We start from the raw sequence: 11,518 nt of genomic DNA on the forward strand, positions 1-11,518 counted from the left end.
CCTGGAGACGCACGATGTCCCCTCGCACGACCCCCCGTCGGCGCCCCGCCCGGCGGATCCCGGCGACGCTGGCAGGAGCCACGGCCCTCGTCGTCGGCCTTGCCGCGACGCCCGCGCACGCCGAGTCCGGCACCGACGGTCCGAGCGGTCCGAGCCATCCGATCGGCACGGTCGCCCGTACGGTGGGCGACGCCCGCTTCGAACCGGGCCCCTGCCCCAGGACGGCGGACCCGATCCCCGATCTCGCGCGGGCCCGCTGCGGCACCCTCACCGTGCCCGAGAACCGCTCACAACCCAAGGGGCCCGACAAGCCCAAGGGACCCAAGGGGCCCGACAAGCCCGCGGGACCCAAGGAAGCCGACGCGTCCAAGGGACACGAGAAGGCGGACCAGTCCAAGGAGCCCCGGGCCCACAAGAGCCGCAGGATCACCCTCGCCGTCGCGATCATGCCCGCGGAGTCCCGCACCCCGGCGCCCGACCCGATCGTGTGGTTCGCCGGCGGACCCGGCGACGACGCCGTCTCCGAGATCCCGATGGCGCTCGCCGGCGACCTGAACCGCGACCGTGACGTGATCTTCATGTCTCAGCGCGGCACCTACTCGGCCGACCCCGTGCTCACCTGTCCGAACATCGACGAGTTCAACGCCCGCGCCCTCGGTCTCGTCTCCAACGCGCCGTCCACCGGCCGCCTGCACGTCGAGGCGACCCGGGCCTGCCGTGACCGGGTGGACCGCCTGGGCGCCGACCGCGGCACCTACAACGACATCGAGAGCTCGGCCGACTACGACGCCCTGCGCAGGACGCTGGGTGTCAAGAAGTGGAACGTCTTCGGCATCTCCTACGGCACCCACCTGGCGCTCAACTACATGCGCCTCCACCCGAAGGGCATCCGGTCGGTCGGCATCGACGGCGTCCTGCCGCCGTCCGTGGGCGGCGGGGCCGTCACCTGGAAGGCCGCACGCGAGGGCTTCGACGGCCTGTTCAAGGCCTGCGCGGAGCAGCCCGCCTGCAACACCCGCTACCCGAACCTGAAGGCCACGTTCCTCCGCCTCGTCAGTGAGCTGGAGGCCGACCCGGTCACCACCACCGTCACGGTCCCGGTGCACCCGGAGCCGGTGAAGGTCGTCCTGGACGGGAGCAACCTCGTCGCCTGGCTGACCTCGGCCACCCACGTGGCGGCCGGAGTGCCCCGTTCCCTCGACGAACTCGCCCACGGCAACCCGCAGCGGATCGCCGAGCAGCTCGCGGGCGGCAAGTACAGCCCCCAGGCCGTCGGAAGGGTCGCCCACGGGCTGGTCTACGGCGTCTTCTGCAGCCAGTGGACCCCGTACGAGAGCCGCGCCGACATCATCCGGGGCGGGCGCCGCGCGTTCCCGTCGTTCCCCCGGTCGATGCTGGCCAACGCCCCGCAACTCGCCTGGCTCCACGACGACTGCCGCGCCTGGGACGTCCCCCCGGCGCCGCCCTGGATCCGGGACGTCACCCGCAGCGACATCCCGACCCTCGCCCTCTCCGGCGGCTTCGACGCCCAGACCGCACCCAGCAACGGCGCCTACGTGGCCCGTACGCTGAGCCGCTCCCACGCCGTCACGGTTCCCTACGTGGCCCACGTGGTCTTCGCCGACTCGCCGTGCGCGCAGACGATCACCACCTCCTTCTTCGCCGACCCGGCCGCGCCGGACACCCGTTGCCTGGCGGGCCTCCAGCCGCCGCGGTTCGAGATCGCGCCCTAGGGACGCTCGACACCGCACCGGAGACACACCCGGCCGCCCGGCCCCCGCTCGTACCGGAGCAGGGGCCGGGCGCGTCGACGCGGAACCGTCCGCGGCTCGTGGCCGCGCGCGGTGAGCACGGCACCTCGTCCCCGCGTCCGCTCGGCGTTGGCCCGACCGGGTCCTCCGTACGGGCACCCGCCGGTGTCGGCCCGCGGCCGGCCGCCGGCCCGGTGAGGATCGGACCATGGGCGTCGTCCTGCCGGTTCTCTTCTCGCTGTTCGCCGCGTTCAGCAACGCGCTGGCCACGGTGCTCCAGCGGCGTGCGGCGCTCACCGTCCCGCAGTCCGACTCCTTCCGGCCGGGACTGATCCTCGACCTGCTGCACAGGCCCCTGTGGCTGGCCGGCATCCTCGCCGTCATCGCCGCGGGCGTCGGACAGGCGGCGGCCCTCGCGACCGGGCCCCTGGCCCTCGTACAGCCGCTGTTCGTCCTCGAACTCCCCCTCGCCCTGCTGATCGCCACCCTCCTGACCCGCGAACGACTGCCCGCCCGGCTCTGGGCCGCCGTGGCAGGGGTCGTGCTCGGCCTCGGAGTGGCGCTCGGCGCCGCCTCGCCCACCGGGAACCGCACCCATGTCGCACTGGACCGCTGGGTACCGGTCCTGGTGGCCTGCGCCGTCGCCGTGGTGGCCCTCGCCGCCGTCGGACTCCGCAGACCTCCAGGGCGCGCGAGGGCCGGCTGCCTCGGCGCCGCGACGGCGATCTGTTACGCGCTCACCGCCGCCCTCATGAAGACGTCCATGCACATCCTCGGTGACGGCGGCATCGGCGCCTTCCTGACGTCCTGGCAGACCTACGCCTTCTGCGCGGCGGGGATCGCCGCCCTCCTGCTGCTCGAACACGCCATGCAGGGCGGTCCGCTCGTCGCCTCGCAGCCCGCCCTGACCCTCGGCGACGCGACCGTCAGTCTGAGCCTCGGCGTCCTGCTGTACGAGGAGCACGTACGGGCGGGCTGGTGGCTGCTGCCCCAGCTCGCGGGGATCGCACTGATCGTCCTCGGGGTGTTCGCCCTGGCTCGCAGCGGCGTCGGCACGTCCTGACCACGTACCCCGGCGGTGCGTCGGGCCGGACGGCCGTGTCACTCCGTGCGGCGGCGTTCACTCCGGCCGGTTGAAGCGTCGCGCGGCCCAGAACAGGGCGAGGAGGCCGGTGGCGAGGAGGAGGCCGGCTTCGACGGGCAGGGGCGGCTGCCGGCCGGCCCATTCGATGCCGGTGACGGCCTGCTGGTCGGGCACGAGACGGGTGATGCAGCGCCGGAGCAGGTCCACCGCGTAGGCGAGCGGGTTGGCGGCGGCGAGGGCGTGGGCCCAGCCCGGCAGGGTGTGAAGGGGGAAGAAGCCGCCGGAGAGGAACAGCAGCGGCATCATGATCATGCCGAGGAGCGTGTGGAAGGTCTCCGCCCTGCGGAGGGTGACCGCCAGGGCCAGAGCCAGAGCGGTGATGGTGAACGAGGCCAGAATCATCCCGGCGAGGAGCAGCACGAGCAGGAGCGGGTCGTAGGGCAGGCCGACCACGCCGGCGAGGCCGAGCAGTACGGCGCCCTGTGCCGCGGCGGTCATGGTGCCGCCGGAGCAGTGTCCCAGGAGGAGGGTCGCCCGGCTGACGGGAGCCATGAGGAGTTCCCGCAGGTAGCCGCTCTGCCGGTCGGTGATCAGACGGATGCCGACCATGATGGCCGGTGTCTGCACCGTCATCATCAGCATGCCGGGGAAGAGATAGGTCTGATAGCCGACCCCCAGGGAGGAGCGGGGGATGAGGGCGGCCAGTCCGCCTCCCAGGATGAGGAGGTAGAGCATCGGATGGAGCAGCATCAGCGCGGTGTGGGTGCGCTGGCCCGCCAGGCGCAGCAGGTCGCGGTGGACCAAGGCGTGGATCGCGCGCAGTTCGTGCCGGAGGCGGGCAGGCCACCCGCTGCCGTGGGCTCCCGAGTCGCCGGGGCCGCCGGAGGCGTCCGAGGCCCCGGCGGCACCTTGGCCGTCCGGAGTGGGAGGAGTCTCTGGCGCCTTCACCGTGAGGTCGGTCATCGGCCGCCGCCGATCTCCGGCGTGGTCGCGCCCGGCAGGAGGGGCCCGGCCGGTGCGTGGCCGGGCTTGGCGGCGTCGAGGCTGCGGCCGGTGTGGTGGAAGAAGACGTCGTCAAGGGTCGGCGGGGCCGCCGACGCGGCGTGTACGGCGATGCCGTGGCGTTGCAGCGCCGCGCACAGGCGCGGGATCCAGGTGCTGCCGTCCGGCACCCGCAGGGAGACTCCGCCGCCGTCGGCGGTGACGGCACGGTCCGGCGGCACGATGCCGCACACGACCCGTCGCGCCGCGGCGTCGTCGCTGGTACGCAGCTGGACCAGGTCGTCTCCGATCGCGGCCTTCAACGCGAGGGGCGTGCCCTGCGCCACCACGCGGCCCTGGTCGATGATGGCGATGCGATCACAGTTCTCCGCCTCCTCCAGGTAGTGGGTGGTGACGAAGAGCGTGCTGCCGTGCCGGTCGCGCAGCGCCCGCAGATGCTCCCAGACCTGGGCGCGGGCGTGCGGGTCCAGCCCCGTGGTCGGCTCGTCCAGGAACAGCACACGGGGGGAGTGCAGCAGCGCCCGCGCGATCTCCAGGCGGCGCCGCATGCCGCCCGAAAGGGTGCGGACCGGCGAGCGCCGCCGGTCGGTCAGCCCGGCCGTCTCCAGTACCTCCGCGGCGCGCGAGCGGGCACGGCGGCGGGACAGCCCGTAGAGCCGTGCGTGGATGTGGAGGTTCTGGCCGACTGTCAGGTCCGCGTCCAGAGCGCTGTGCTGGAAGAGCATGCCGACGCGTCGACGTACCTCGTGGGGCCGGCCGAGCACGTCGGCGCCGGCGACGGTGGCGTGACCGGCGGTGGGGCGGGCCAGGGCGCACAGCACCGCGATGGTGGTGGACTTCCCCGCGCCGTTGGGCCCCAGGAACGCGAAGGACTCGCCTTGGGCCACGTCCAGGTCCACGCCGCGAACCGCGTGGGTGGTGGTGCCCTGCGGGCCCGGGTAGCTCTTGACCAGGCCGCGCACGCTGATGGCGTACCCGGGCTCGGGAACGTCGTGTGCGACGGGCGGGCCGGCGGCGGTCGTCAGGACTGCTGTGGGGGCGAGGTCGTCGACACCGGCGGGTCGTTGCTCGCGGTCGGGTCGGTCCTCGTCACCGGCGGATGGCTCCATGCGGGCGCGTCCTCGTCTACGGGTTCGCCGTCCGTGGCCACCCGTGACCACTCGGGCGCGCGGAAGGGGGAACATCCGGCCGGCGGCTTCCCGGGTGGGCCGCCGGCCGGATGGTGGGTGCCTGTCCTACGCGCAGCTGATGCCGATACAGACCGTGTTGAGCAGGGTCAGCAGGCCGACGCACTCACACGTCGCGGCGAACGGCGCTCCGTCGACACCGACGGGGTCGGTCTCCGGAAGGGCGTGGAGGTGGGCGAGCAGTTCGATGTCCTGGTTCTCCATGGGTCTCTCCTTCGTTGTGTGAACTGGCGACAGACTCCCTGCCGCTCAGACCGGCTGCTGGACCATCCAGTGCCGGGGCTCGGTGTGACGGATCCGCAGGAGGAAGGCGAGGATTCCGGCAGATCCGTCGCTCCAGCTGGTCGAGACGTCCCCGTACTCGTTGGGGAAGACCACCTGGGCGTGGCGGTGGGCCCTCTCATGGACGACGAGGCGGGCCAGGTCCTCGGCCATGACGCGGTAGACGGGGTCACCCGTCGCGTCGGCCATGTCGAGGAGGAAGTCACCGTTGCCCGCCAGGCCGTGGCACTGGGCAAGGGCGGCGCGGGAAGCGCGCTCGGTGACGGCGTGCGTACTGCGGCGGGCGAGGGCGCCGAACCCGTCGTCCCCGGTGGCCTGCCACAGCCGGACGAGGAACGTACCGATGCCCGCCGCGCCATGGCACCAGTACGGTGCCGTGGGCAGGTCCCCGGCCTGGGCGGGCCACTGGGCCGCTTCGCCGGTCAGCACGGCGTCGCCCAGCAGCTGCTCGCCCACCTCCACCGCCAGGTCCCGGTGCTCCGGGCGTTGCGAGACGGTCGCGGCGGCGAGGAGGAAGCAGCCGATGCCGGCGCTTCCGTGGGCGAAGCCGAGGTAGCGTTTGCCGCCCTCCGAGGAGGCGGCGTCCGCGGGAACAGGCCAGCCCACCCCGGAGGGATCACGCCGCGCCGCGGCGACCAGCCGGTCGGCCGCGTCGACGACCTCCTCGGCGAAGCGCGGATCACCGGTGCGCTGCCACAGGTGGAGCGCCGCCAGCCCGCTGCCCGCGCTGCCGTGGGTGATGTCGTGATGGGGCGTCACCTGTTGCGGGGCCAGTGCCAGCGCCGACGCGTGGTCCATGAGCCTCCGGTCGTCCACGGCGCGCCCGGCGTCGTACAGCGCCCACGCGGTTCCGCGTCCGCCGAAGTGCAGACCGGGGCGTGGCGAACGGAGATCGGTGCGAGCCGCGATCCAGTGACCCGCGGTGGAGATCAGTTCGGGCAGGCGGTCGTCCCCGGTGCGTTCCCAGTACCGCGTCAGTACGGCCAGGACGCCGGCCGCGCCCTGCTGCACGGTGCAGGGGTCGGACTCGCCGGCCAGGGTGGACACGGGCCACAGGCGACGCTCGTCGGCGGGGGTCATCGAATCGACGAGGTGCTCCACGATCCCGGTCACGGTACGGTCCACGGCCCCGGTCACCGCCTCATGCGAGGCGTCACCCGGGCTGTCCGCACGCCTGTCGTCAGGACTGTCCGCCCGCCTGTCGTCACGGCGCGCGCCACGGCGCTCGTCAGGGCGGTCGTTCCGCGGCGTGCGCGGGGCGGAACTGCTCCGTGGCCGCGAAGGCCGCGGCTTCCGCAGGGCCTCGCGCGCCCGGGCGGGATCCCACCGCTCGGCGGGGTCGTCCTTCATCAGCCCGAGGATCATCTCCGCGAGGCCGTCCGGCAGTCGGAGCGGTCCCGCGCAGGCGTTCAGCCAGGCGGCGAGCCGCTGCTCCGTCGGCCTGGTCGCAGGCTCCTCGGGCAGCAGGTTCGGCACCTTCCCCGCCAGCACGAAGCACGCGGTGGCACCCAGGCTGTAGTAGTCGCCCGTCGGGCTGACGGGTGCGTCGGCCAGTCGTTCGGGGGCGCTGAAGCCGGGAGTTCCCACACGGGTCGGCAGGGCGGCCTCGTCGTCCAGGACAGCGAGCTCGAGGTCGATGAGGCGCAGTTCACCGTCCGGGCGGACCATGACGTTGCCGGGTGTGAAGTCCCGCAGGACGCAGCCTCGCGCATGCGCCGCCGCGACCAGGTCCACCAGGCGCCCGACCTGCGCCGGCGCGTCGGCTCGGTAGCGTTCCGCTCCGACGTCGCGGAAGTGCTCGGCGACCCAGGTGCGCAGGGTCACGCCCGGCACTTCCTCCTGGGCCAGGAACAGGTGCCCGCCGTGCTCGAACACCGCCAGCGGTTCCGGAGCCAGCCCCGTGCCCTTGAGCTTCTCCAGCGTCCGGGCCTCGGCGCGCAGCCAGTCGCGGACGTCGCAGCCGGTGGCGTCGGCCTCCACGTGCGGCCGGGCCTCCTTGATCACCACGAGGGCGCCCGTACGGACGTCGCTGCCGCGGTAGACACCGCCCTTGTTGGTGTGCCGGATGGCCTCCCGTACCGCGAAACGACCACCGAGCAGCACCGGAGCACTCGCCGCTTCGGCCCCCTGCGCGCCCTCGGCGCCGTCGGCTCCCCCCGCCGCGCGCGGCACGACGGGAACCGTGGCGGGGAAGGGGCTGACCGCCCACGAGGGCGGAGAGTACTGGCCGGTGCGCTTGTCCTCCACGGGATTGCCGTCGGGGTCCTCGATGAACCACACCAGCAGGCCGTCGTCGGAGAGCCGCCGCCGGCCGACGAACGAGCCGTATCGGTAGTGCACCAGCGAGTGCACGGCGTACGGCTGGTCGGACAGGATCCGCGGCCCGGCGAGTCCCGCCGTGGCCCCGTGCAACTCGTGGGCGATCCGGGCCGCGTCGGCGTCGGAGCACGGGTAGACGGTGATGAACTTGCCCGAGCTTCCCCGGGGCGTGGCGCGGGAGTTGAGCGCACTCACCTGATCCAGCGACCGGGCGAACTTGAACGCCGACTCCTCCCGCAGCAGCACCTCCAGGGCCTTCTCGAGGACGGCCGGCGCGGAGGCGGCCGTCGCCGACACGTGCAGCTTCCACCCCTGCTCGCGCCGCGTGCCGGACCCGGGCGTGACACGGCACCACATCTCGTCCGCGTCGGCCGCCCAACGTGCGCCCGTACCCGTGGCGTGCAGGGCCTTGCGCAGAAGGCCTTCCAGTTCGACTTCGGTAACCTGGCTCGTCATCAGTGTCCTTCTCGACGGTGAGCTCCGCTGACCGGAAGGTGCCCGACGGCATCACCGAACCAACACGCCACCCCCGGTATTCACTTGATCCAGCGAGCGCTCAGCGCGACGGCGCCGCCGAGGGGTGCGCCCAGCGCAGCAGGAGGCTCACGAGCCCCTGCGGGTGCGCCTCCCCATCGGAGTGACCTTTCGCCCGCTACGGCAGGATGGAGTCGACGTACCCGCCGTCCACCCGCAGCGCGCCGCCGGTCGTGGCGGACGCGTGCTCGGAGGCGAGGTACACCACCATGTTGGCGATCTCCGCAGGCTCGATGAGCCGCTGCAGGAGGGACTGCGGGCGGTACTCGCGCATGAAGACGCGCTGGGCCTCGTCCCACGGCAGGGCGCGGTCCACCAGCTCGTACACGAACTGCTCCACGCCGCCCGTGTGCGTGGGGCCGGCGATGACGGAATTGACGGTGACGCCGGTCCCGGCCGCCTGCTTGGCGAAGCCGCGCGTGACCGCCAGAAGGGCCGTCTTGGACATGCCGTAGTGGATCATCTCGGCCGGGATCGCCACCGCCGAGTCGCTCGCGATGTTCTGGATCCGCCCCCAGCCGCGCTCGCTCATACCGGGAAGGTACTGACGGATGAGCCGCACCGCGGCCAGCACGTTCACCTCGAAGTAGCGCCGCCATTCGTCGTCGCTGATCTTCAGCGGGTCGGCCTCGCCGAAGACGCCGAGGTTGTTGACCAGGATGTCCACGTGCGGCAGCACCTCGGCGGCCAGCCGCGCGCCGTCCTCGGTGGCGACGTCGGCGACCACCGGAACCAGATCCGCGTCGGGGGCCTCGGCCCGCATGCTCGCGATGGCCCGCTCGACGCGTTCCTCGGTCCGCCCGTTGACACCGACGCGGGCTCCGGCCCGAGCCAGGCCGGTGGCGATGGCGGCGCCGATCCCCTGGGTGGAGCCGGTGACCAGCGCGGTACGTCGTGTCAGATCGATGAGCATGGGAGGACGGGCTCCTTACAGAACGCGGTGAGTGCGTCGCTCACCACTACCCGACCCCCCTTACCCGTCGGGTGGCGCAGAGCATCGGAAAGCCCCGCACCACCCTTCGTACGGCCCACTCGGCGCGGTGCGGCGGTGTGACGGGGGACGCTGCTCCCGCCGGACCGCCAGGGCTCAGTAGCGGAGCAGCCCCGCGTCGATCCGCTCCCAGGCCGCGCGCAGCTCGGCGAGACGCGCCTGCTCGAACGGCGCCCGGTCCGCCTGCTCGCGGGAGTCCTCGGACAGATCGAAGAGCTGGTCCGGGCCGGACTTGCCCCGGTAGTACTTCCAGTCGCCGCGGCGCAGCGCCCGCTCGCCCCGCACCCGCCAGAAGAGGTCACGCTCGGGCACGTCGGCGCCGCGGAGCAGGTGTCCGGCGAGGCTGCTGCCGTCGAGGGGGTACGCGGGATGGGGGCGGGCTCCGGCCAGGTCGAGCAGGGTCGCCGTCCAGTCGGGCGTGAACACCGGCTGGTCGCTGACCTGGCCGCCGTCGATCCTGGCGGGCCAGCGCAGGATCGAGGGGACGCGGATGCCGCCCTCCTGGAGCGAGCCCTTGTTGCCGGCGAGCGGCCAGTTGTAGGAGAAGCGCTCGCCGCCGTTGTCGCTGGCGAAGAAGACGAGCGTGTCCTGCTCCTGCCCGGACCGCTTCAGCGCCTTGAGGACCTGCCCGATCGAGCGGTCGAGGTCCTCGACCATCTCCTTGTACTTGTCGACGGAGCCGCCGTCCTGGTGCCAGAGGGCGGAGCGGTCGCCCGCCTTGATGCGGCGGACGATCTCGTCGCTCGCCTCCTTGTCGCCGTCGGCGATCCAAGGCCAGTGCGGGGTGGTGAAGTTCAGGTTGAGCAGCCAGGGCTTGTCGTGGTCGCGGCTGACGTACTCGCCGGCCCGCTCGGTGAGGATGCGGGTGTAGTAGCGCAGGTCCTTGTACTCGGCGTCGCCCTCGTAGAGGTCGTACTCGCCGCCGAGACCGAGCTTGGAGTAGTACTCCAGGGCCCCGCCGAAGTTGCCGAAGAACTCGTCCCAGCCGGAACGGGTGGGGGAGTAGTCGGGCAGGTAGCCGCAGTGCCACTTGCCGATGAGGGCGGTGGCGTAGCCGGAGTCCCGGAGCAGCGAGGCGAGCGTCGGATGCGTGGGCTCCAGGCCGACGGACCTGTCGGCGATCGGCTCGGCGAGCCCGCCCTTCGTACGGCCCGGGTAGCGGCCGGTGTAGAGGCTGAAGCGGGTGGGTGAGCAGGTCGCCGAGCCGGAGTAGGCGTCGGTGAAGCGGACGCCCTCACGGGCGAGACGGTCCAGGTGGGGGGTGCGGATGTGCGGGGAGCCGTACGAGGAGAGGTCGGCCCAGCCGAGGTCGTCGCCCAGGATGAAGAGGATGTTGGGCCGTCGTGAGTGGCGGCGCGGGTGCGCGGCGCGGAAGGGCCGTTCCCGCGGGTCGGCCGCGGCGGCGGCCTGTGCGGCGGGCGCGGTGGCGCCGAGCGCGGCGGCGGCTGCGGCACCGGCGGCGACCCCGCCGAGGGCACGGCGGGACAGGGGCGTGGACATACAGGTCTCCAGGAGGGCGTGCGGGCATGCCTCCGGGGCTCGGTGGACGGGGTGAGCGGAGGAAGCGTGGGTGCGGGGCGAGTGGGAAGGCGCGACCGGTCAGCGGCAGCGACAGACAGCGCTCGCGACACGGACGAGGTCCACGTGTCGGCGTTGGACGCGGGTGACCGAGCGGTCACGCAAGGGCTGCATGGGGCAGGAGTCTTGTCGAGTCGGGCGGGGCCGTCAACGGCGAACGGGCAGGTCGACGCGCGTAGTTCGCATGATCGAAATACCGGCGAACCCCGGGACCCGCGAGCGGTGCGCCCGCCGACGCGCCCGCGGCGGATGCCGTCCGGTGCCCTTGCGGTTCGGGCGGGGCTGTCAGCCCTGATGCCAGAATCGTCGGCATGCCCCTGTGCGACTACTTCTCCGCCGATGACGATCGGACCGCCGTCACCGTCCTCCGGACCCCTGGAGGGCCGGGGCAGGCGGGGCTCGACGTGGTCTTCCTCAAGAACATCGACCCGGTCGTCGCGATCGTCCGGCTCGAAGCCGTCATGACCGGTTGCAGCTATGAGGAGGCCGGTGAGCGGCCGATGTCCGGCCACGTGCTGTCCGATCCGGAGGACGGCCCGCCGTTCGTGGTCGGTCTGACGGACACGCTGATCGACGCGCTCGCCACTGCGTCGCCGGACGACCTCGTCCGCTTCGCCGAGCCGTGGTCGAGGACCGACGAACTCCGGCAGATCGGGATCGGCGCCGAGGGCGCGGCCGACGTCCTGGAAGCCCTGGCCGGACTGGCCCGACGCGCTCGGGCCTCCGGCCGTCGGCTCTACTGCTGGTGGGCCCTCTGACCACGCGTCGGGCGCGAGCGGTCGTACCGCTC

The 11,518-nt window shown here is 72.9% G+C and carries 10 protein-coding genes; 3 read left to right on the forward strand and 7 right to left on the reverse strand.

What is annotated here, in order from left to right:
* The first annotated feature begins 14 nt into the window (after positions 1–14).
* The gene (locus ACFQ79_RS23720) at positions 15–1,733 is read left to right on the forward strand and encodes an alpha/beta fold hydrolase (protein ID WP_383586620.1); all 1,719 of its coding nucleotides are present in this window, start codon (positions 15–17) and stop codon (positions 1,731–1,733) included.
* A gap of 226 nt (positions 1,734–1,959) precedes the next feature.
* On the forward strand, positions 1,960–2,814 hold the full coding sequence (locus ACFQ79_RS23725) for a DMT family transporter (protein ID WP_383586622.1): 855 nt from the start codon (positions 1,960–1,962) through the stop codon (positions 2,812–2,814).
* 57 nt (positions 2,815–2,871) lie between these two features.
* On the opposite strand, the gene ACFQ79_RS23730 is transcribed toward ACFQ79_RS23725, so the two are convergent.
* The 7 genes from ACFQ79_RS23730 to ACFQ79_RS23760 form a co-directional block, all read right to left on the reverse strand.
* The gene (locus tag ACFQ79_RS23730) at positions 2,872–3,798 is read right to left on the reverse strand and encodes an ABC transporter permease (protein ID WP_383586624.1); all 927 of its coding nucleotides are present in this window, start codon (positions 3,796–3,798) and stop codon (positions 2,872–2,874) included.
* The gene (locus ACFQ79_RS23735; protein WP_383586626.1) at positions 3,795–4,946 is read right to left on the reverse strand and encodes an ATP-binding cassette domain-containing protein; all 1,152 of its coding nucleotides are present in this window, start codon (positions 4,944–4,946) and stop codon (positions 3,795–3,797) included. Before ACFQ79_RS23735 ends, ACFQ79_RS23730 begins: the two co-directional genes overlap by 4 nt.
* A 126-nt stretch (positions 4,947–5,072) precedes the next feature.
* Positions 5,073–5,228 (reverse strand): VenA family class IV lanthipeptide, encoded by a 156-nt coding sequence (locus ACFQ79_RS23740; protein WP_198955847.1) that lies wholly within the window; start codon positions 5,226–5,228, stop codon positions 5,073–5,075.
* Positions 5,229–5,273: 45 nt separating this feature from the next.
* A complete protein-coding gene (gene lanL / locus ACFQ79_RS23745; protein WP_383586628.1) occupies positions 5,274–8,081 on the reverse strand; it encodes a class IV lanthionine synthetase LanL in 2,808 nt (935 codons plus the stop codon).
* Between the two features lie 196 nt (positions 8,082–8,277).
* Positions 8,278–9,072 (reverse strand): SDR family NAD(P)-dependent oxidoreductase, encoded by a 795-nt coding sequence (locus ACFQ79_RS23750; protein ID WP_383586630.1) that lies wholly within the window; start codon positions 9,070–9,072, stop codon positions 8,278–8,280.
* A 174-nt stretch (positions 9,073–9,246) separates the two neighbouring features.
* Positions 9,247–10,650, reverse strand: a complete 1,404-nt coding sequence (locus tag ACFQ79_RS23755) for a sulfatase (protein WP_383586632.1) — start codon at positions 10,648–10,650, stop codon at positions 9,247–9,249.
* Between the two features lie 99 nt (positions 10,651–10,749).
* A complete protein-coding gene (locus tag ACFQ79_RS23760) occupies positions 10,750–10,842 on the reverse strand; it encodes a putative leader peptide (protein ID WP_376310100.1) in 93 nt (30 codons plus the stop codon).
* Positions 10,843–11,039: 197 nt separating this feature from the next.
* Here ACFQ79_RS23760 and ACFQ79_RS23765 point away from each other — a divergent pair, with 197 nt between their 5' ends.
* Positions 11,040–11,486, forward strand: a complete 447-nt coding sequence (locus ACFQ79_RS23765) for a hypothetical protein (RefSeq protein ID WP_383586634.1) — start codon at positions 11,040–11,042, stop codon at positions 11,484–11,486.
* The last annotated feature ends 32 nt before the right edge of the window (positions 11,487–11,518 follow it).

This window comes from Streptomyces sp. NPDC056480 (genome assembly GCF_042795405.1).
GTDB lineage: Bacteria > Actinomycetota > Actinomycetes > Streptomycetales > Streptomycetaceae > Streptomyces.